Origin of the sequence: Corynebacterium drakensteinense, assembly GCF_041224285.1 — a bacterium.
Classification (GTDB): domain Bacteria; phylum Actinomycetota; class Actinomycetes; order Mycobacteriales; family Mycobacteriaceae; genus Corynebacterium.
On record NZ_JAXOFP010000013.1, the window covers coordinates 1 to 21,125 of the forward strand.

The window sequence follows — 21,125 nt, forward strand, 5'->3', positions numbered from 1 at the left end:
CGCGCTGATGGTACTGCACTCGGGAGGGTGTGGGAGAGTAGGTTGCTGCCGACACTTAATAATTTCATGTTTTGAGGGTCGACCCGGACCGTGTGCACGGTTTGTTCGGGTCCACCCTTTTTTCGTGTTTCTTGGGGGTGTGCGCGGCTATCGTGTGCCTGCGTGGCTAGTGAGTGCTTGTAGTGATATCACATCACTGCAGCATAGTTTTTTATGTTCCTACGGCTACAAACAGAGCGTTCGTACTTGTCACACCGCGAGATTCCTACATTTAAATATCATCTGCGATAATAGAGCAATCAACGATGCGCGCTTCGCATCCTTCGATTCGCAATCTTTTTCAGAATAGCGTCGCAACTAATGGGAGCAGACTTTTAGCATGAACGCGAAACAGCACGAGCTCTTTCGCTACGACACAATGTGCGACGCCGCAGCAGCGCAGGTCATCAAAAAATACTCCACTAGCTTTTATGCGACCACACGGCTATTCCCAGCGCACATTCGGCGCGACATTCGTAACCTCTATGCGGTGGTCCGCATCGCCGACGAAATCGTCGACGGCGCACACGAACAGGCATACTCTATTACTCCGCTAGATCGTTTGCCTGAAACAAAGCCACAACCTAAAGACAGTTTTTGCTCTGGGCCCGAGTTCACCTCCGGTCATGAGTACGAAGCGCGTTGCGAAACCCTAGACAACTACCAAGCACGTGCATTGGCCGCACCTCAATTTCGCTTTCACACCGATCCAATTCTGCATGCATACGCGAACACCGCACGTCGATGTTGCTTCAACAACGAGCATCTCCGCGCCTTTTTCGCTTCTATGCGCATGGACATTACCCACACCAGCTTTAACGATGAAGCGCTAGCGGCATATATCTATGGCTCTGCAGAAGTAATTGGCTTGTTGTGTCTCGACATTTTTTATGCGGATCAACCACAGCCGACACCAGAACAATATGAGGTCATCCGTATTGGGGCGCAGCGACTCGGCGCCGGCTTTCAAAAAGTCAACTTCTTGCGTGATTACAATGATGACCTTTCGACTCGGCAACGGGACTACTATCCAGCACTACGAGGTGAACATCGCGCAGAAGCACTCACAGTTCTGCTCGAAGAAATCAAGGCCGACTTAGATGCAGGCGAACAAGCCATCGCTTTATTGCCCGTATATATCCAACCTGCGGTGCGCGCCGCAACACTGATATATCGCGAACTCGTGGAAATACTGACTCAAAGCCCGGAGATCGTCATTGGTAGCAATACAGAGCCGAAACGAGTCTCTGTCCCGAACCATCGGAAACTTGGCTTCTTGGCGCGCAGTCTCACCAGCTGTGGACTTGAAACACTCGAAACACGACTACGGAGAAAGTAGGCTTCGTGAAGCACACAAATTTTTGCGGCGATGCAGTTGTCATCGGCGCCGGAATCAGTGGCCTTGCCACTGCCGCACTACTGGCTCGACGCGGCTACGCGGTCACTGTCGTCGACAAGCAACCCCAGCCCGGTGGCCGGATCGGCGAGATCGTGGCTGATGGCTTTCGCTTCGAAACCGGGCCGTCGTGGTATTTGATGCCCGAAGCCTACGAGCAGTTTTTCCGTTTACTGGGCACCAGTGTGTCTCAGCAATTTCGTTTGCGCTCGCTCGATCCGGCCTATCGTCTGTGGACAGGGCCTGGCGAATACCTTGATATTCCCTATGGTGCAGACAAGGTCGCTGCACTTTTCGAATCTATCGAACCAGGTGCGGGGGAAAAACTGACGCGCTATCTCCGTTCTGCGCATTTGGTTTACACAATTGCCCTAGAAAACTTCCTATATACGACGTTCCGCTCGCCGAAGCCGTTCCTTAACCGCGCGGTTTTAGCGCGAACCGGAAGCCTCGTTCGATTTCTTTTTGAGCCACTCCAACGATTCGTTGACAAGCAATTCCGCGATCACAGGCTGCGCAAGATCTTGCAATATCCCGCGGTATTTCTTTCGACGCAACCTGCCAGTGCACCGAGCATGTATCACCTGATGAGCCACACAGACCTGGAATTGGGGGTGCAATACCCAGAAGGTGGATTTCGTGCCATCGTCGATGCCGTTGAGGAATTAGCTCGGCAACACGGTGTGGCACTCGCGTTGAATACAGAGGTGACCCAGCTGGAGTGTGCGCAAGGCCGCATCAGCGCGGTGCACGTGCAAGACGGGGCAGGGCAACAGGAGGTTTACCGCCCTGAGCTGGTGGTTTCGACGGCAGATCTGCACCACACCGAGACCGCATTGCTGCCTCGGGAATACCAGTCCCATCCGGAAACTACCTTTGCACACCGGGATCCTGGCATCGGTACTGTGCTAGCGATGTTTGGGGTGCGGGGGAAGCTTCCCGAGCTTGCGCATCACTCGCTGCTGCTGTCTCCGCGCTGGCAGAAAGATTTTGCCGCTGTGTTTTCCAGCGCTGGAGCCTTGCCTGCGGACAAAGCCTCCGACTCAATTTATGTCTGCAAGCCCTCGTCGAGCGACGATACCGTCGCTCCGGATGGCCACGAAAACCTCTTTGTGCTCATCCCCACGGCAGCCGATGTGGGCATCGGGCACGGCAGTGGCTACCCGGGCAGAGACTCTGTTGGTAGTGGCGACCCGGGCGGTAGGAAGCCCGAGTCACCGGCCGTAACGGCAATCGTCGATCGCGCCTTAGAGACGATCTCGAGCACGACTGGCATCACAGACCTGCGTGAACGCATCGTCAGTCGACACACTCTGGGCCCAGCTGACTTCGCGGACGATTTCCATTCCTGGCGCGGCAGTGCGCTCGGGCCGGCGCATACGCTGGCACAATCCGCGATGTTTCGTGCGCAGAATAAATCCCAGAAATTACAGAATCTGTATTATGCGGGGGCGACGGTAGCCCCCGGTGTGGGGGTTCCGATGTGTTTGATCTCTGCGGAGAACGTGCTCAAACGCATCGATGGGCGCACGGATTCGCGTCCCATGCTTGCCGACGAAGTACGCCCCGCGAATTAACTGCAGGCAGTATCTAATACGCCGAGATCCGTACGGAAGCTACGCTGCTCGCCGGATAGCGGATCCTGAAACGAGATTTCCCGAGCGATCAAATGCATCGGCACGGCGAAATCTTCTTCGTCTTCGCGGTAGATCCGGGGATAGACTGGATCACCCAAGATCGGCACCCCGGCAGCCCACATGTGCAAACGCAGTTGATGAGTTTTTCCGGTCACGGGTGCAAGCCGATACCGCGCCAACGGCGGCTGCGACCCGTGGATTTTCTCCAACTCGGCTTGTTCCGCAGGGCTGCAGGCGGTGATAGCTTCAAGGTGCGTGATGGCATTCGGCTCCCCCTCGACGAAGCGGCCTTGCAGTTCACCGGGGTTTTTCTCGAGCCGAGAACGCCAGGTCAGGCGGGCGTCGTCAAGCGCCTGGTCAAGTTGGTGCGCAAGGGCGTGGTTGTGGGCGGCGATGGCCTCATATACTTTGGAAACCCGGCGTTGCGCGAACAAGGTCTGATACGGCCCGCGCAACTCTGGACGGGTGGTAAAAACCACCAAACCTGAGGTCAGGCGGTCGAGACGATGCGCAGGGGATAGCTCTGCGATGCCGGTGGTACGGCGCAGCTGCACCGTGGCTGTTTGCACAATGTGGCGGGCGCGCGGCATCGTAGCCATGAAGGGTGGTTTGTGGACGACCAGCAGATCATCGTCTTGATGCACGATCGACAGCCGGTACGGGACTGCAGTTTCCGGCGCGGGAATTTTATAGAAAAAGACTTCCGTATTTTCTGCGAGCACATCATCCGCATGCAACGGGCTTCCGTTATGCCGCACCACCTCACCGGCGTCAAAGCGCTGGTGAATGGCATCCCAATCATCATCCGGGTGGCGGTGGCGCTGAGAGAAAATCACCTCCGCGACGGCATCGGCGGCCCGGATGCCGGAAAGTCCTGCGCCTTGAACGCGTATGCGCGTCGGGTTTAATCCATTTTTGATGGGCAACGGGGTGGACTTTCGACGCATATCGTTTATTATATCGTTATGGATTTTAATGCACTCTTGGAACCAATCATCAATTTTTTCAAGTCTGACCAGGGGCTTATGAGCTCGCAGATCTTCCACTCGATCTTCCAGCTGCTCTACCCAGCCAACTCTGAAGCTGCGCACAAATAATATAGCGCTGGCTGTAATATAGTGCTGGCTGCTGCGGGTGACATCACGCACAGCCTATCGCGCCCAGGTGCATCGTCTGCGGTGTGAATCCGCAGACACCTGCAGGAATCGCGGCTATACTGGGTGGTGGAAGGGATATTATCGCCGGATTTGCTCATTTCAGGTTCGGTCAGAGGTATTCACCGGTTATGGCTGAAAATGACCTGTAGAAAGGGCGGTGCACAATGTCCAAAGAAGACATCATTGTTGTAGCAGTAGACGGTTCCGATGCCTCGAACGAGGCGGTCCGTTGGGCAGCTAATACTGCAGCGAAACGCGAGATCCCACTTCGTTTAGCTTCTAGTTACACGATGCCGCAGTTCTTGTACGCCGAAGGCATGGCTCCACCGAAGGAGCTTTACGACGAACTGCAGAACGAAACCCTAGAAAAGATTGAAGCAGCGCGCACACTTGCGCACGAGGTAGCCCCAGACATCAAGATCGGCCACACGGTTGCTGAAGGCTCACCGATTGATATGCTGCTGGAGATGTCGAACGACGCCACCATGATCGTTCTGGGATCCCGCGGCCTGGGCGGATTATCCGGCATGGTGATGGGATCTGTATCGGCAGCCGTCGTCTCGCACTCCACCTGCCCGGTCGTGGTTGTCCGCGAAGATTCCGGTGTCACCGAATCCTCCAAGTATGGCCCAGTTGTTGTTGGTGTAGACGGTTCTGAGGTTTCGCAGAAAGCAACCGAATACGCTTACGCCGAAGCCCACGTCCGCGGTTCCGAGCTCATCGCGATCAACACCTGGATGGACATGCAGGTGCAAGCTTCGTTGGCAGGCTTGACTGCTGCGCAGCAGGAATGGGAACAAACCGAAAAGGAACAAAAGCAGATGATGGACGAGCGCCTTTCTGCTTTGGCTGAGAAATACCCAGAAGTTCCGGTGAAAAAGATCGTCACCCGTGACCGTCCGGTGCGCGCACTGGCCGAGAATGCGGAAGGTGCACAATTGCTGGTCACCGGTTCCCACGGCCGTGGTGGCTTCAAGGGAATGTTGCTCGGCTCGACGTCCCGCGCTTTGCTGCAATCTGCACCATGCCCAATGATGGTTGTTCGCCCAGAATCGGAGTAAGCAATGGAAACTTTAAGTTTAGGAATCGTTGCCTGGATCATCATTGGTGGTTTGGCAGGCTGGATCGCCGGCAAGATCAAAAATTCGAGCCAAGGCTTCTTCGGCAACATTATCGTCGGCATCATCGGTGGTGTACTCGGCGGCTGGTTGCTGGGCGTGATTGGCGTGGATGTCGCCAGCGGTGGCTTCTGGTTCAGCCTGTTTACGGCAGTGCTTGGTTCTGTGATCTTGTTGTCTATTTTGAATGCGATAAAGAAGTAGTATCCCACCTACCTCTTGCTAAGCCAGTCGGTGTTACCGGCTGGCTTTTTGCATGCCTAAGCAGCCATCTGCATACAGAACCTCTTCCTGGTGTACCTGAACTATACCGGGTGGTCTATATTGTATGTAGACCGACTAGTACAGATGCGTGGCAGGATCATGCCAGCGAGCGAGAGTAGGAGGCAGCCGGAGTGAGCAACGCCAAGAAAAAGACGACGGCTAACCGTCGCCAAAACCGTCCGAGTCCCCGCACTCGGTTGCTCAACTCTGCCACCAAACTTTTCGATACAGAAGGCATCCGCGTGATCGGCATTGACCGCATCCTGCGTGATGCAGACGTCGCCAAGGCTTCGCTCTACTCCCTGTTTGGATCCAAAGACGCCCTGGTAACGGCCTATATTGAAAAACTCGACGAAGACTTCCGGGAAGACTGGAAGCAACGCATCGCCGAGATGACCAACGTGGAAGATAAACTTTTGGCCTTTTTCGATAAAGCCATCGACGACGAACCGGAAAAGGACTTCCGCGGATCACACTTCCTCAACGCCGCCAATGAATACCCGAAGCCAGAGACGGACTCTGAACGGCAAATCATCTCTGCGTGCATGAACCACCGCAGCTGGGTGCACGACACCATGACGGCGCTGCTGAATGAGAAAAACGGCTACCCATCCGCCACTCAGGCTTCGCAGCTGTTGATCTTCCTCGACGGCGGGCTCGCCGGTGCACGGCTGACTCGCAGCATCAACCCGCTCGTGACCGCGCGAGACTTGGCACGGCAGATGCTTGCCGCCCCACCGGCTGATTATTCGATTTAGTCGCGGCTGTCGCGGCTGTCACGGTCTTCCGGCTTGTCGACGGCGCTGTCTCCGGCTGCACCATTCTCTCCGGCTGCGTCTTTCTCGTCGGTAGAATCGGGCGCTTCAACAGCGTCCGGAGCCTCAGCAGCTCCCGACGCCTCAGCATTCTTTTTCCGCGCAGCCTTTTCTGCCTTGCGCTGCCGCATAATCTCGAGACGAGCCTGCTGCTGTTGCTTCCGCAGCTCTTTCTTCTCAGCCCGCTCTTGTTCTTCGGTGCGCTGCTTTTCTTCCCGTGAAGCTTCCAGCTGTTTTGCGTACTCCGGGTCTTTTCGGGCTTTCTTGTTTTCTTGCTTGCGCTGCCGCTTTTTCTGCTTGCGCTCGCGTTTGCGCTGCCGGAACAAACGGTGCGATTCCCGCCGAGCTTCATGGTGCTCCTCGCGCAGCGGGTAGCGCACCCGCACAATGACGATGAACACCAGCGACTGCACCAGTGTCCACAAGTTATTGATGAACCAGTAGACGATGATCGCCCACGGGATCGGCACGCTGAACGCGAGCAGCAGCAACAACAATGGCACGAACACCGACATGATGATCATGAACTTGAACAATCCACGCGCGAGCGCGCTGGACCACTCGGTGGTATAAAAGGCCCGATAGGTGCTGATCACCAGGTTGATGGTGGTAAAGGCGATAGCCAGCAGCAATACTGGCATCATGCCGGAAATGACCTCGTCGGTGGTGATATTAAATGCCTGCTCCAAGTCTGGGCCCATGGACGCGAAAGCAGGCAGCGGGATTCCCAAAAGCTCGGTGTGCCGGAAATCATCGACCTCCGCGGCCGTCAGCAGACCAATCGGTTCGGCGGCGGCAATACCCGAGTTCGCACCGCTGTTGCTATCTGCCAACGGATTCGCCATCAGCAACAACAGACGGTACAAGCCGATGAATACCGGAATCATGATCAGCGGCGGGATGCATCCCATGGCAGGCCGGTAGCTGTATTCGTCGAAAAGCGCTTGCTTTTTCTGCTGGTACTCGCGGATTTCTTCGATGTCGGTGGCGGCATCATATTCCTCGTCGAGGGCGCGCTGGCGCGGACGAATCAGCGCGCCAATCCGCCCGGAACGAGCCGAATACCAGGTCAGCGGCGCGATCAACCCGCGGACCGTGACGATCAGAAACGGAATGGAAATCAACCACGAGATGGAATCATCCAGCCCAAAGACATTCTGAAAAATCAGATGCCAGAGCTTCATCACCGCCGAGACGGGATACATGAACGCGTCGTACAGAGTTTCCATATCGAAAACGAGCTTCCTTCCACCGAGGAGTGCACAAAAATACCGGCCGCTTAAAGTCTAGCCGCCCGGGTGCACTGGGTAAGCTGTGGGCATGAGCGGGCAGAACCAACGTGTGCAGGTAAACACGCAAGATTCCGAAGCTGAAGCTGTGATTGCCGATGTCGTCGCCGATAGAGACGTGCTTGGCGACGGCATCCATGTGCTTACCGCCGTGTTGTTGGTCGTCGGCGTGATCGGTTCTCTGCGCATGCCGTTGCCCGAAGCCAGCCTGAACTTAGTGCTGTATACCGCATTCGCCGCGATCTATTTCGCAGGCTCGGTCTACCTTGACGACAAGGAAGAATCCGTCCAACTGTTCTGGTTGTTCGGGCTTTTGGCCGTGTGGATGGGCATCATGTTCGTCACCCCGATGGGCGCCTACCTGGCGTTTACCATCTTCTTTTTATTCCTTCGGGTGCTCGATGGTGTGCGTGGAATTGTTTCTGTCATGTTTGCCACCAGCATCACGGTGATCATGCAGATCCCGTCCGGGCTGACCCTGGGCGGAATCATGGGCCCGACGGTATCTGCGGTGGTTACCGTCGCGATCCATTTTGCCTTTACGACGCTGTCACACATCAGCCGCCAGCGTGCGGAGCTGATCCGCGAATTGATGGAAACCCGGGCGCAACTGGCGGAATCTGAACGCGATGCCGGCATCAACGCCGAACGCCAGCGCATCGCGCACGAAATTCACGACACCCTGGCCCAGGGGCTGTCGTCCATTCAGATGCTGCTGCACGCCGCCGACCGCGGCTTAGACCGCATCGATGCCGCCCACGACGGTGACGATGCCGTCGATACTAGCCAGCCGCGGCATCACATTGAGCTGGCGCGCACCACGGCCGCCGATAACCTGCAAGAAGCCCGCGCGATGATCGCGGCGTTGCAGCCGGCCACACTCGCAGAAACCTCCCTGCAGCAAGCGTTGGAGCGGGTGGCACAAAACTGGGCTGATACTAGCGAGATCACCATCGAGGTCGAAGTCGATGGCACCGCCCGCCAGCTGCCGATGAAAACCGAAGCCGCGTTGTTGCGTATTGCGCAGGGGGCAACGGGTAACGTCGTCAAGCATGCCGGCGCTAGCCGGGCTCGCATCACGTTGACCTACGACGAGGATGTCGTGCGCCTGGACGTGGTGGATAATGGGGCTGGTTTTGATCTTGCCGACGTCGACAAGCGCCCCAGTGGCTTGGGGCATGTGGGTTTGGCGGCCATGCGGCAGCGGGCCGCGGAACAAGGCGGCGAGATGGAGATTGAAACCGAGCCCGGGCGCGGGACCGCGGTGTCGGTGACGATGCCGTGCGAGAACTAAGTGCAGGGTAAGATAAAGCTAAGAAACCGTCAGAAAAGGGGTAGTTGTCCACCATGATCAGAGTCTTGCTGGCAGACGACCACGAAATCGTGCGCCTGGGTTTGCGCGCAATTTTGGATGATGCAGAAGATATTGAGGTTGTCGGCGAGGTAGCCACCGCCGAAGCCGCGATTTCTGCTGCGCACGCTGGCGGCATTGACGTGCTGTTGATGGACCTGCGCTTCGGAGCCGGTGCCGAAGGCCACCGCGTCACCGGCGGGGCAGAAGCCACACGGATGATCAAAACTTCGGTTCCGCACCCGCCCAAGGTGCTGGTGGTGACGAATTACGACACCGATGCCGATATTCTCGGCGCGATCGAGGCCGGCGCGGTGGGCTACTTGCTGAAAGACTCTCCACCGGCGGAATTGTTGGCTGCGGTGCGTTCGGCAGCCGAAGGCGATTCGGCGTTGTCGCCGGTGGTCGCGGATCGTTTGATGACGCGCGTGCGCACCCCGCGTAGCTCACTCACCCCGCGCGAGTTGGAAGTGTTGAAACTGGTGGCTTCGGGTTCGTCGAACCGGGATATCGGTACTGAACTGATGCTCTCGGAGGCCACCGTGAAATCGCACCTGGTGCACATTTACGACAAATTGGGTGTGCGTTCGCGGACCTCAGCGGTGGCTGCCGCCCGTGAGCAGGGAGTGCTCTAAGGGCTCTTGGCCCGTGTTCGCACTCGTAGCCCTTTTGGCCCTCTTGGGCTTCGTGGCTCTTTTGGCCTTAGCCCGCAGTGATATTAGCCCTCGATGATATTAGCCCTCAGTGATATTGCGCTGAATATCCTCGGTGATGAGGTCAATATCGTTGCTGATGCTGCGGTGTGCCCGGCGACGCTGCTGATCCGTCATGAACTCTGCATTATCGACGGCTGCTTTTAGCTCGTCCAGGCGGTCGTTGATATCGCGCTTGTAGCCCGGCTTGACGGTGGTTTCCTGCAGCGAGTTGCGGATTCCCTGGATGCGCACCTTCAAATCCGCACCGTGGCCGCTAAACTGCGCCATTTGCTCGCGGGTGACACCGGAACGCTGTGCCGAGCGCTTGCTAAATTGCTCCTGGGCTGCGGTGATGCCACGGTAAATGAGAGGCAGTGCCAGCGGCAACAGGACGCGAGAAGCTCCGGCATAACGCTTGATGTTATCGGCGTTGAATTTGCCGGTCTGCAGCTTGTCCAGCTCCATCTTCGCCATTTTTTCTTGGTGCTTGCGCTTGGATTTCAAGCCCTTGTTTTCGTCTTTAATAATCGCGCGTTTTTGTTTCGCCAGCAGCTTCTCGCGGCGTGCGCGTGCCTTCGAATCGGCTTTGACCTCTGCTTTCGCGCGTGCCTTGGCGGCTTTGACGGCGGCTTTGGCATCGCTGCGGCGCTTACGGAGTGACTTCATCAAGCCCATGGTGTGCTCACCTTCGCTGAAAATTGCGTATTTTTACTTAGTGCTGATTCAACAATACCTGGTGGTCTCGACTAGGCTGACCACCTGTGATCGGCCGTCGGGAATTTGTGGAAGCGCATGACCTCGTCGGCTGCCGTTATCGCTTGGTGCAAGCCCGCCGTTACCCGGATACGCCACCGACGCTATCTTCCCAAGAACGTGCGTTGCGCAGCGCGGATGCCCGGGCAGAGGTGGCTGCTTTGTTGCCGACAGCCCCCGCGCTTGGCGACGGGCGCCGCAAGAATTTTCAACGAATAGATTTAGGCCCGCTGCCCGCCGGTGATGCCGCAGCGGTCGAGCGCCGGGAATTCGATACCTTAGAAGCACTCGCGTGGCAGCCGGATCTGGTGACCGGCGCGGTGCTGGCGGGAACCACAGGCAATCGTCGTGAAAATGGGCACGCGCCTGTGGACTGGAAAGTCTCCGTCGATGCTCTGGTGCGCACCGGGGACAACGCGTACCTGCCGGTGATGGTCAGCAACCACCGCGTGGCGCGAGAAAAAGCCGGTGGCGCGGTAGCCGTTCTTCCCACCCATCGCGCAGGGTTGGGCCAACCCATCACCGAGGAATTTACCCTGCGCCAGCATTCTGTTGATGGTTATCGGTTGGGCCTGGCAGCACGTGCGCTCGAAGAACTCGGGCTGGCTACCGGGCGTGGCGGTTTGATTGGGCAGGATCGGCGCCGGATTTTCCTCATGGATACTGAACGATTCCAACGGGGATTGAGCGACGCGCTGACAGCGGTGAGGTGTGAGAAGCTGCCGGATGCACCACGGCGTAGGAAAGAATGCGCGAGCTGTCGGTTCTGGGTCTATTGCGAGCAAGAGTTACGCGATGCCGACGATATCAGTTTGTTCTTGTCTGGTGATCGTGCCGATCAATTGCGCGAACGAGGGATCACCACCGTTGAATCACTGCGCAGCGCAGATTCTGCTATCGCCGGAGATTACCCACAATTGGCAGATGCGTGGCGCCGGGGAATCCCGTTTCTGGCGCGCCAGCAGGCAGATGAGATGCAGATTCCGCGCGCTGACGTAGAACTGGATATCGATATGGAGGCCTACCTGGATCAAGGCGCGTACCTGTGGGGCGTGTGGGATGGCGCGGATTATCACCCGTTTGTCACCTGGGACGAGCTCGGTGGGGCTGCAGAAGCGAAGAATTTCGCGAATTTTTGGGATTACGTGTGCACGCGGCGTCGGCAAGCAGAAGCAGCCGGCATGAGCTTTCGTGCCTATTGCTATTCCGCGCACGGGGAAAACCACTGGATGCGTAGGTCGGCGAAGCGTTTTGCGGGGCAACCGGGCGTGCCCACGAGCACAGAGATTGATGCCTTTATTGGCTCTACGCAATGGGTGGATGTGTTCCGCTATGCCAAGCAGTTTTTGGCTGATACCGCGGGCATGGGGCTGAAACAGGTGGCGGCGACGGCGGGGTATACCTGGCCGGATGAGGATGTCGATGGTGAGCAATCGGTGAATGCACGTCGTATAGCCGTGGGCGATGGACTGGAAGCAACCCGCGCCCGGGAGCAGCTTTTGGGCTATAACCGGGGTGATTGTCAGGCCACCCGCGTGGTGCGGGATTGGTTGTGCGCGGGCGCGCCGGGCGTTCCACGGATGCGCGGAGCGGCTCGGGCGGGTGCTTAGCTTAAGCGGCGTCGTCGTTGCTTTGCTCTTTGGTGTGCGCGAATATTCCCAGCGCCAGCATGACCCCAGCCAACACGGCGAGCGTGCCGACGAAGCCCCACCACGGCAGGGCAGTAAAAATCAAGCCGGCCAGCGCGCCGACGACCGACGAGCCCAGGTAGTAGCACAGCACGTACATGCTGGATGCCTCGGCGCGGTTGTGCTCTGCGATGGAGCCCACCCAGCCAGAAGCGATGGAATGGGCAGCGAAGAAGGACGCGGTAAAAATCAGCAAGCCGGTCAGGCTAAGCCACAGCCACGGGGTGGCAGTAAGTAGCAGCCCGATGATGAATGCTGCGGTGGAAAACACCAGCACGGTGCCGCGGGAGAATTTTTCCGCCAGCACACCTGCCCGGGCAGCGGAATAAGTGCCGCTGAGGTAGGCCAAAAATGCCAGTGCGACGATGCCTGGGGAGAGCTCGAAGTAGTCGATCAAGCGGAAAGCCAGGAAGTTATACAGCGAGACGAACACGCCCATGGCTAAGAACGCGATGAGGAACATGGCTGCCAGCGATGGGTTTTTCCAGTGCGTGACCATGGATTCGTATTCGGTGCGAAACCGCAGGGCCTTCGGCTGGAAGAACTGCTGGCGCGGCAGAGTGAGCGCCACGATGATGGCGAAGCCTAGTGCCAGGAGGGATGCACAGAAGATTGCTACGCGCCAGTCGGTGACTTCCAGCAGCATCGACGGGAGCAACCGGCCGGTGAGCCCACCGACGGAATTACCTGCGACGTAGACGCCCATGGCGCGGGCCAGGAAGCGGTGGTCGAGCTCTTCAGCGAGCCAGGCCATGGCCACCGCGGGTGTACCAGCGATGAAAGCACCGTGCAGCAACCGCAAGGCGATGAGCTGGTAGATGGTATGGGCGAGCGGAAGCGTCAGCCCGATGAGCGAGGCCGCGATGGCGGAGATAATCAGTACTCGGTTGCGGCCAAAGCGCTCCGAGAGGATCGAGGCCGGAACCACGCAGATTGCCAACATTCCCGTGGCGACGGAGACTGTCAGCGCTGCGACTGTTGGTGTGGTGTCGAAGGCGTCGACAAGCGCAGGCAGCATAGCCTGGGTGACATACAGCCCGTTGAATACGGCCAGCCCCGCTGCCAGGACCGCGACGGTGGCTAACCGGTAGGTGCGTTCTCCCCGTTGTAGGCCGCGTGCGGGTACTGTTTGTGCCATATATTACATGGTGCCACGTTTTTCACTGCGTGGTTGAAGAAGAGTTTTAGACCTGGCACTTCAGGGCACTAGACAATGGAAACCTAGGCAAAAGCCGAAGAAAACCAGGCACTTCATTCCCAATAGTCCCTTTGCATACCCCGCATACAAAACCCAAATGCACCTATCCTCTTCATGAAATGCAAACTACAACTTATCCTCACTTCCGTTATTCGCATCAAGTGCTTGGAACAGTTTTTGCCTTGTTGGGTTCTCAAGGTTCTTTATCAACCTTCCATCCGACAAGACAACGGCACGCTGTGCCTGTGCTGCCACATCTAAATCATGCGTCACCATGACCACAGCAGCGCCTTGTCGGCTGAGCTCTGCAAGTTCGTTCATGACTAAGCTCCCAGACCGAGAGTCCAACGCACCCGTCGGCTCATCGGCGAACAACACTCGAGGCTTCGTGGCTAAGGCTCTGATAATCGCCACTCGTTGGCGTTGGCCACCAGAAAGTTGGGCAGGATAATAGTTCTTCCGTTCGGCTAACCCAAACTTTTCAAAAAGGTTATTCAGCTCCTTTTTCGCAATCTTTTTAGATACGAATCGTAAGCCCAGCTGGACGTTTTCCAGGGCTGTCATGGAATCTACCAAATTATAATCTTGAAAAACGAAGCTCGCGTTTTTACGACGAATATCGCTCCGCTGGTTTTTGGACGCAGTCACCAAATCAACTCCACACAAAAAACTGTGCCCAGAGTCAGCTTGCACGAGTCCAGAAATGCAGTAAAGAAACGTTGATTTTCCCGATCCAGAAGGTCCAACGATTGAGATAAACTCGTTCTCAGTGACAGAAAAGTTAATCCCCCTAATGACTTGCTCTTTTTCCTTCTTATTGATTGAGAATGATTTTTTCAGTTCCTGTGTGTCAATAATATTGTTCATTTTACTTTCCTTAATGCGAGATTGCGGTAATATTGAGCTTTCTGGATTCCTTAAATGTTGGAATCACAATAGATACTGCAAGTAGCGAAAATCCGGCAATAAGCAGGAAATAGGTTTCGTTTCCAATCCATACGGGGCTTGCGTCCGGAACCGGACCTTGTCCAAATGCGACACCGATGGCTAAAGCATTAAATCCTAGAATAATCGAGGAAATTATAGCGGCCGATAAGAAATAAATTATGCATTCAAATACAGAAGACCACCGAATTGAAGCTGTAGTTGCACCCAAGGTTTGCAGCAAGGCAACGTCATGTCGTCTCCACTCATTTGTGAGAGACACGGCAATCACGCCAGAAAAAGCAGCGATAATGACGGGCGCACCAAAGATCAGGATGATTTGGCTTGTTGGACTAACCTGAAGGTCCGACTCATTTGCACCCGAGACAAACATAATGTTCTTGGTTTGGTTAACCATGCCGAAGATAGAGCCAACCGCCGCCGCTGCCACAACCAATGGGGTAACAACCGAGGTAGACAACGTGGCTCGTCGACGAGCCGATGTTCTGGCAAGCACCCAACTGTCCAGCCAGTTCAGTGGCAATAGTCTACCTATTAAGGTAACAACTGGCTTCACCACCACTCGGTCTGACAAGCCATAGGCGAGCAACAATCCAAGCCCTGCACCCCAATAAGAGGAGAGTAATCCGCTGAGACGCTCCATGTCATCAATTGGTGGAGTTGATGCAATACCTATATACCCAACAATGATGCCTGTTATGATGAGGCCTGAGATTATTAGTCTGACAATGCTGCGAGAAGGCGCTTGCTCAGGCATGTCCATCACGGCCTCTACCGGCTCTACCTTTTTCAGCTGTCGTGTTCCCAAAATCAATGCTAAAAACAACACAACAAAAGCTATCCCCGGCCCAAAAGTCCAAGCCCACACAGTCAAAGGCTCTGATAGTGCAGGCAGTACCAGGAACCCTGTGTGGTCAATAATGCGCCCGAGAGCTGGCCACGATAAGAATGCTAGAACACTTCCCATCAGAGATCCTGCTAAGGAACTAATAGTAGCTATTCCTATGTATCTCAACCTCGCTTTGTGAGGAGAGGCACCGATGACCTGCCAAAGTGCTATGCGCCGAGAATCTCGCCGAATAGCTACTTTGACAACAGACGGAAGGCACATCAGCACCGCCAAACATGTTAGGGCTATTTGAAGACCTCCCATAGCCGCGAACTGTTCACCCGATTCCGCTTCAGAAGCCTGAGCGCCAACGACTATAACGCCAAGGGAAAGAGAAAGCATCCACGAAGATACTAGAGTTAACAGTAGAACCGCCATGGAAACCGGTTTAAGATCTCGAATTTCTTTATACATACATTTCTCTCACTCATAGAATTTTATTATCGCATATAATGTATTTATGATATAAGTCAGGATAATTAGGACGCTAACCAGGCGTACGCCTTTTAATGTTCCACTCATTCCTTCGGCTTTTTCTTTTATTCCTAACATGCACAGTAACGTTTTGTAACCGTCTGAATTCTAAAACGGAAAAAAATTAACACAGATTCCGAATGTATATAAGATAAACGCAACGCTACTCAGCTATAAGAATTCCAGTACGTTGAATAATGACGCCAAAAACGTAGGCAATAGTCTTAACTGTGGTAATCACCAGAACCAAGGATGACTCCACAAGTAACAAAATGCCAGTGGTCATCTTGGTCTGCCGGCTGCACTGTTTCAACCTCCAGATTAAGTTCCTGAATCATTTTCTCCACCTCCTTCCTGAATTCGCCATTAACTTGTTCTTGTGGCCTAAATTATAGTCATGCTCAATAGTTATTCAGGTAATAGATACGATCATTATTGAGGTATATACCCCCCCCGGATAGGGCTGGGATTGCCCAGGTCCTGTTCCGCCTGAGTTGAAGTGTCCCAGGTTTTGTTCCGTTTGAGTGGATGGGAAAATCTGGAACATGCCTAAAAGAATTTGACCAGGATGCGAAGGACCGCGTGGTCCGTCTCGTGGAAGATCGCATCTTGGCGGAAAATATGTCGATGCACCCCGCGTTTCAGGCAGTAGCCCCGAAACCTTAGTTATGATTCGGTTCATCGATGAATACCGGAATCGTTTCTCAGTCGAGTTCATATGCACGACGTTGAAGAACAATCGCGAAGGTGGCTTCATTACCTCGCGTGGGTACCGCCAGTCCAAGGCCCGAGGACTTAAGTGCTCGTCGCCTTCGTGACGCGGTGCTGAATGAGCGCATTAGTGCTTTTCATCAAGCTAATTACGGTGTTTACGGTGTGCGGAAAATGTGGCATGCTCTACGCCGTGAAGGAATTAATATCGGTCGTGAGCACACCGCCAGATTGATGCGTTTGGCTGGTGTTTCTGGCAAAGGCAAAGGCCGGTCACCGGTGACGACTCGTAGGTCAAAGACGGTGGATACGTGCCCGGATTTAGTGCAACGCGAATTCAATGCCGAAGCACCGAATGAGCTGTGGGTCGCCGATATTACTTGCGTGCACACGAAGAAAGGCTTTGTCTACACTGCGTTTGCCACCGATGCGTTCTCCGGTGGATTGTCGGTTGGGTCCTGTCAGGTGCGATGCGACCTTCGACTGGGTGAATTGGTGGAACGACGCAAGGCTTCATCAGAGCCTTGGCTACCGCACACCAACGGAGATTGAATCAGAGTTTTGGAGCTATCAACCGGCCTGAGAAATAATAAAAAAATAAGGCAAATGCCTAGGAACAAAACCCGGAGCACTTCACAATCGTCGTATTAACAACACACAACAAATTAGAAGCTGAGAGCTGCGACGCTCTTATACGGTTAGGAGTGGAATAGACATGCTGAAACCCTTGGAAAGCATCACCATTTTTTCGGTTCTCGTGGCCGTCACACTCTATGTATTTATTAGCATCATTGCTGGCGCTAATGACGGTTTTCCGTTTCTTGTTGGCGCATTATTTCTTCTGGCCACCACTATCGCGGTTGTGCTTATCGGGACAAATATTTCGCTCTGGAGCCATAAGCGAGCGCGGAATTGTACATCCCGGATAGGAAAAATCGGCGCATGGATAATTACCACAGGAATTGTTATTGCAGTTGCTTCTGTTATTACCCAGCTGTTTCGTGCCGGTGGTTTTTGGGAACCGCTGTTTAGTGAGCTTTTATGGGTAATAACGGCAGCCACCGGATTACTGTGGCTGGGGTTTATTCTACTTATGGTTTCCGGGAGAACTCGCTAAGCCAGAACGGTGACCCACGAGATAAAAACTGCCACTAAAAAACGCCATGAAAAAACGCCGCCCCCAGCACGTAACGTGCGCGGGCACGGCGATCATGCAAGCCGCAGTGATGATGCGGCGGCGGCAGGTTTACTTCTTCGCTGCTGCGAAACGTTCTGCAACGTCGTCCCAGTTGAAGACGTTCCAGACAGCCTTGACGTAATCAGGCTTAACGTTCTTGTACTGCAGGTAGAAAGCGTGCTCCCACATATCCAGCATCAGCAGTGGGGTGAAGTTCACGGAGGTGTTGCCCTGCTGGTCGGTCAGCTGCTCAACGAGCAGGCGGCCAGCAATGTGGTCGTAACCCAAAACGGCCCAGCCGGAGCCCTGCAGGCCGAGGGCTGCTGCGGAGAAGTGCGCCTTGAACTTCTCGAAGGAGCCAAAGTCGCGGTCAATAGCTTCTGCCAGCTCACCGGTTGGCTCGCCGCCACCGTTAGGGCTCAGGTTCTTCCAGAAGATGGAGTGGTTGGTGTGGCCACCCAGGTTGAAAGCCAAGTTCTTGGACAGTGCACGGATGCGGTCTGGGTTGGCTTCGCCGTTGCGCTCTTCTTCCAGGGCATCCAAAGCTGCGTTAGCACCCTGAACGTAAGTGTTGTGGTGCTTGGAGTGGTGCAGCTCCATGATCTCGCCGGAGATGTGTGGTTCCAGAGCGTTGTAGTCGTAATCGAGTTCTGGGAGTTCGTAAACAGCCATTATCGCTAAATCCTTTCGTTGGGTACATCGCCCATAATAGGCACGTATAAGAATATTGCAACATTTTTATGACATAAATCCCTGACCAATCCCTGACCGCTCGTGCACATCTACTTCCGTGCGTCGGCTGACATGAAATCCGGGCGCCAGCTGACATGCGCTCGGTATTATTTCCACAGCTTTCCGCGAGCTTGGCCCGCGTAGAATGTCGGCATGTGGATGTTTGGAAATAACCCAGAACTCGTCGCTGAAGAAGACGCCCTGCATGGCGGAAAGCACCCGGTCCTAGAAAACCCACGCCCGCACGCCGTGTTGGGTACGCCCATTACCGGCATTTGGGAAGAAGGCCAGGCCAGCTTGATCGTGGGCTTGGGCTGTTTCTGGGGCGTCGAAAAGCTCTACTGGAACCTGGATGGCGTGCTTTCTACCTCGGTTGGTTATGCCGGTGGCGTGACGCCGAACCCGACGTACCGCGAAGTCTGCACAGGGCGCACCAACCACGTGGAGGTTGTGCGCGTGGTTTATGACCCGTCGCGGGTGTCCTTGGAGGATCTGGTACGTGTCGGCCTCGAAGCGCACGATCCAACTCAGGGTTATCGCCAGGGCAACGACGTGGGCACGCAATACCGCTCGGCGTTTTATACCGAAGGCCCGAACGCGGCGGAAGAAAAACAGACCGTCGACAAGCTTGTCGACGCCTACGGTAAGAAATTGAAGGCCAACGGCTACGGTGAAGTCACCACGGAGATCGCCACGCTGGCCGAGACCCCGGCGGGCGAATACTACTTGGCTGAGGACGAGCACCAGCAGTACCTGGAGAAAAACCCACAGGGCTATTGCCCGCACCACGGCACGGGTATTGCCTGCAGTATTTAGGCTTGGTCGCTGTATCTTCGTTATCCCGAGGAGTTCACGCACACCATGTTGACTGGCTGTCATATCGTCGCCCACCGTGGCTATTCCGGGAAGTATCCGGAAAATTCGCCCGAGGCGTTTCAGCAAGCCTTGCAACTGCCCATTCATGGCCTGGAATGCGATATTCGCGCCAGCCGCGATGGACAGGCGGTGGTGATCCACGATCCCAGCGTGGACCGCACCAGCACTGGCACGGGGATGGTCGCGCGCATGACCTGGCCCGAGCTGCAGCGGCTGAATATCGGTTCCGAGGATGCGCCACAACAACTCATGCTTGTCGACGATTTGCTGCGCATGCTCGGGAATAACCCGCACCACCTTTATATTGAGACCAAACCGCTGGTGCGCCAGGGCGCGGCGCTGGAAAAAGCTCTGGCGCGGGCGTTGCACCGTACCGGGATGGTTGCGGACCCTCGCGTGCACATCATTTCTTTTTCGCATGCCTCGCTGCGCAGGCTCGCGAGTCTCGTGCCGCAAGTGGACCGGATTTATTTGCGCCGCGGTTGGGAACGCCGGTGGAACAGCCGCGATTTGATGCTGTCACGCCCGCATGCGCTGGGGCTTTCTCTGGAGCACGGCAAAGCCAACCCGGCTGCGATTGGTGTGGGAGGCCGTCGGACGTACATGTGGACCGTCGATAAACCGGAAGATATGCGCTGGGCGCGCGATCACGGGGTGAACCTCTTGGCGACGAATTGGCCGGATATTGCGCTTAAAGCGCTGCGGGAATGAGAAGTGGCTGTATACATTCTTACGGAGACTCCGCCTGCCGAATGAATAATTGTAAAGTAACGGGTAGCCCAACAAGCGATTGAACGTAACTGGGGGATGAGTTGATGAGTGATCAGCCAAGGAACGTAGGAATTTCATCAGTAGGGCCACTGCTTACGTTTACTGCCGCGGATCTCGAACGCGATCTGTTGGTGCGATATGAGCAAGGAACAATTTGGCTAACGCAGGCGCTGATGGGGGAGCTGTTCGGTGTAGATAAGCGTACTGTTTCTGAGCATCTTCGGAATATTTTCTCATCAAGAGAACTAGAAGAGGATTCAGTTGTCCGGAAATTCCGGACAACTGCCGATGATGGTAAGAATTATCAGGTCAAACATTATAATCTCGATGCGATAATTTCGGTTGGGTATCGGGTGAACTCCAAACGGGCGACTCAGTTCCGGATCTGGGCTACTAAAGTGCTTCGAGATTTCACGTTGCGTGGATTCGTCGTCGACAAACAACGCATGGAACACGGCGAGATTTTTGGGGATGACTATTTTGAGCAGCTACTCCAAGAAATCCGAGAAATTCGATTATCGGAGCGTCGCTTCTATCAAAAGGTGACAGACATATATATAACGGCGACAGACTATGACAAGGACGCACCGGTTACAAAAACTTTCTTTGCTACGGTGCAGAACAAACTGCATTACGCGGTACATGGCCACACCGCTGCAGAGTTGATTCATGAACGTGCTTCGGCAGACAAAATGCATATGGGCCTGACCACCTGGAGCAAAGCTCCAGATGGCAAGGTGCTGGCCGGGGATGTGACCGTCGGCAAGAACTATCTATCTAAAACAGAGATCAAAGATTTAGGGCGGCTAGTTGAAACGTTCTTGAACTTGGCTGAAAGTCGAGCTGAACGTCAGATACCAACCACTATGGAACAGTGGGCGGCACTACTCGATCAAGTATTATCGATCGATGGTCGTGAATTACTTAAAAACGCAGGTAAGATTTCTAAAAAGCTTGCTGATGAATTTGCGCTCGGAGAATTTTCCAAATTTCGGGTTGAGCAGGATAAGAGATTTAAGTCTGACTTCGATGCTTTCATGAAAGCAGGTGAAAATGCGGTTGAGTCCATCAAGAACGAAGACGATTAATAAGTTCACTTTGGATGCCGTCGGTATACGCTGCAGCGCTTTGGAAAATGAGAAGGCAGCTA

The 21,125-nt window shown here is 55.0% G+C and carries 21 protein-coding genes; 14 read left to right on the plus strand and 7 right to left on the minus strand.

What is annotated here, in order from left to right; genetic code table 11:
- Positions 1 to 379: 379 nt before the first annotated feature.
- Positions 380 to 1,378: a phytoene/squalene synthase family protein gene (locus tag U1140_RS08160; RefSeq protein ID WP_369847110.1), complete on the plus strand. Its 999-nt coding sequence runs from the start codon at positions 380 to 382 to the stop codon at positions 1,376 to 1,378.
- Between the two features lie 5 nt (positions 1,379 to 1,383).
- A complete protein-coding gene (gene crtI, locus U1140_RS08165; RefSeq protein WP_369847111.1) occupies positions 1,384 to 3,012 on the plus strand; it encodes a phytoene desaturase family protein in 1,629 nt (542 codons plus the stop codon).
- Here crtI and U1140_RS08170 read toward each other — a convergent pair.
- Complete coding sequence (locus U1140_RS08170; protein ID WP_369847113.1) at positions 3,009 to 4,019, minus strand: pseudouridine synthase; 1,011 nt, start codon at positions 4,017 to 4,019, stop codon at positions 3,009 to 3,011. The two genes, crtI and U1140_RS08170, sit on opposite strands and share 4 nt — an antisense overlap.
- 18 nt (positions 4,020 to 4,037) lie before the next feature.
- Between U1140_RS08170 and U1140_RS08175 the strand changes: the two genes are divergently transcribed.
- From U1140_RS08175 to U1140_RS08190, 4 genes are all read left to right on the plus strand, one after another.
- Positions 4,038 to 4,169, plus strand: a complete 132-nt coding sequence (locus U1140_RS08175) for a hypothetical protein (RefSeq protein ID WP_369847115.1) — start codon at positions 4,038 to 4,040, stop codon at positions 4,167 to 4,169.
- Between the two features lie 224 nt (positions 4,170 to 4,393).
- Positions 4,394 to 5,290 (plus strand): universal stress protein, encoded by an 897-nt coding sequence (locus U1140_RS08180; protein ID WP_369847116.1) that lies wholly within the window; start codon positions 4,394 to 4,396, stop codon positions 5,288 to 5,290.
- 3 nt (positions 5,291 to 5,293) lie between these two features.
- A complete protein-coding gene (locus tag U1140_RS08185) occupies positions 5,294 to 5,551 on the plus strand; it encodes a GlsB/YeaQ/YmgE family stress response membrane protein (protein WP_369847118.1) in 258 nt (85 codons plus the stop codon).
- Between the two features lie 191 nt (positions 5,552 to 5,742).
- The gene (locus U1140_RS08190) at positions 5,743 to 6,369 is read left to right on the plus strand and encodes a TetR/AcrR family transcriptional regulator (protein ID WP_369847119.1); all 627 of its coding nucleotides are present in this window, start codon (positions 5,743 to 5,745) and stop codon (positions 6,367 to 6,369) included.
- Here the strand turns inward: U1140_RS08190 and yidC are convergent.
- Positions 6,366 to 7,655 (minus strand): membrane protein insertase YidC, encoded by a 1,290-nt coding sequence (gene yidC, locus U1140_RS08195; protein WP_369847120.1) that lies wholly within the window; start codon positions 7,653 to 7,655, stop codon positions 6,366 to 6,368. The two genes, U1140_RS08190 and yidC, sit on opposite strands and share 4 nt — an antisense overlap.
- 91 nt (positions 7,656 to 7,746) lie before the next feature.
- Between yidC and U1140_RS08200 the strand changes: the two genes are divergently transcribed.
- Both U1140_RS08200 and U1140_RS08205 read left to right on the plus strand, forming a co-directional pair.
- Positions 7,747 to 9,009: a sensor histidine kinase gene (locus tag U1140_RS08200; protein ID WP_369847122.1), complete on the plus strand. Its 1,263-nt coding sequence runs from the start codon at positions 7,747 to 7,749 to the stop codon at positions 9,007 to 9,009.
- A gap of 53 nt (positions 9,010 to 9,062) precedes the next feature.
- Positions 9,063 to 9,701 carry a LuxR C-terminal-related transcriptional regulator gene (locus U1140_RS08205; protein ID WP_018121632.1) on the plus strand — a complete coding sequence of 213 codons (639 nt, stop codon included), beginning with the start codon at positions 9,063 to 9,065 and terminating at the stop codon, positions 9,699 to 9,701.
- 99 nt (positions 9,702 to 9,800) lie between these two features.
- On the opposite strand, the gene U1140_RS08210 is transcribed toward U1140_RS08205, so the two are convergent.
- Entirely contained in the window at positions 9,801 to 10,436 is a 636-nt protein-coding gene (locus U1140_RS08210; protein WP_369847125.1) for a DUF6474 family protein, read from the minus strand.
- 86 nt (positions 10,437 to 10,522) lie between these two features.
- On the opposite strand from U1140_RS08210, the gene U1140_RS08215 reads away from it, so the two are divergent.
- Positions 10,523 to 12,124 carry a TM0106 family RecB-like putative nuclease gene (locus U1140_RS08215; protein WP_369847126.1) on the plus strand — a complete coding sequence of 534 codons (1,602 nt, stop codon included), beginning with the start codon at positions 10,523 to 10,525 and terminating at the stop codon, positions 12,122 to 12,124.
- Position 12,125: 1 nt separating this feature from the next.
- Here U1140_RS08215 and U1140_RS08220 read toward each other — a convergent pair whose 3' ends face one another.
- The 3 genes from U1140_RS08220 to U1140_RS08230 all read right to left on the minus strand — a co-directional run bounded on the left by U1140_RS08220 (position 12,126) and on the right by U1140_RS08230 (position 15,648).
- Entirely contained in the window at positions 12,126 to 13,340 is a 1,215-nt protein-coding gene (locus U1140_RS08220) for an MFS transporter (protein WP_369847127.1), read from the minus strand.
- A 186-nt stretch (positions 13,341 to 13,526) separates the two neighbouring features.
- Entirely contained in the window at positions 13,527 to 14,267 is a 741-nt protein-coding gene (locus tag U1140_RS08225) for an ABC transporter ATP-binding protein (RefSeq protein ID WP_369847128.1), read from the minus strand.
- A 10-nt stretch (positions 14,268 to 14,277) separates the two neighbouring features.
- Positions 14,278 to 15,648, minus strand: a complete 1,371-nt coding sequence (locus tag U1140_RS08230) for an FtsX-like permease family protein (RefSeq protein WP_369847130.1) — start codon at positions 15,646 to 15,648, stop codon at positions 14,278 to 14,280.
- 807 nt (positions 15,649 to 16,455) lie between these two features.
- Here U1140_RS08230 and U1140_RS08235 point away from each other — a divergent pair.
- On the plus strand, positions 16,456 to 16,971 hold the full coding sequence (locus tag U1140_RS08235; RefSeq protein WP_369847131.1) for an IS3 family transposase: 516 nt from the start codon (positions 16,456 to 16,458) through the stop codon (positions 16,969 to 16,971).
- A gap of 163 nt (positions 16,972 to 17,134) precedes the next feature.
- On the plus strand, positions 17,135 to 17,536 hold the full coding sequence (locus U1140_RS08240; protein ID WP_272697180.1) for a hypothetical protein: 402 nt from the start codon (positions 17,135 to 17,137) through the stop codon (positions 17,534 to 17,536).
- Between the two features lie 129 nt (positions 17,537 to 17,665).
- On the opposite strand, the gene U1140_RS08245 is transcribed toward U1140_RS08240, so the two are convergent.
- Positions 17,666 to 18,268 carry a superoxide dismutase gene (locus U1140_RS08245; RefSeq protein WP_249619959.1) on the minus strand — a complete coding sequence of 201 codons (603 nt, stop codon included), beginning with the start codon at positions 18,266 to 18,268 and terminating at the stop codon, positions 17,666 to 17,668.
- 213 nt (positions 18,269 to 18,481) lie between these two features.
- Here U1140_RS08245 and msrA point away from each other — a divergent pair, with 213 nt between their 5' ends.
- The 3 genes from msrA (at position 18,482) to U1140_RS08260 (ending at position 21,063) form a co-directional block, all read left to right on the plus strand.
- Entirely contained in the window at positions 18,482 to 19,144 is a 663-nt protein-coding gene (gene msrA, locus U1140_RS08250) for a peptide-methionine (S)-S-oxide reductase MsrA (RefSeq protein WP_369847132.1), read from the plus strand.
- A gap of 45 nt (positions 19,145 to 19,189) precedes the next feature.
- Positions 19,190 to 19,915, plus strand: coding sequence for a glycerophosphodiester phosphodiesterase family protein (locus U1140_RS08255; protein WP_369847133.1), 726 nt, complete (start codon positions 19,190 to 19,192; stop codon positions 19,913 to 19,915).
- 104 nt (positions 19,916 to 20,019) lie between these two features.
- On the plus strand, positions 20,020 to 21,063 hold the full coding sequence (locus U1140_RS08260) for a virulence RhuM family protein (RefSeq protein WP_284796940.1): 1,044 nt from the start codon (positions 20,020 to 20,022) through the stop codon (positions 21,061 to 21,063).
- Positions 21,064 to 21,125 lie beyond the last annotated feature (62 nt).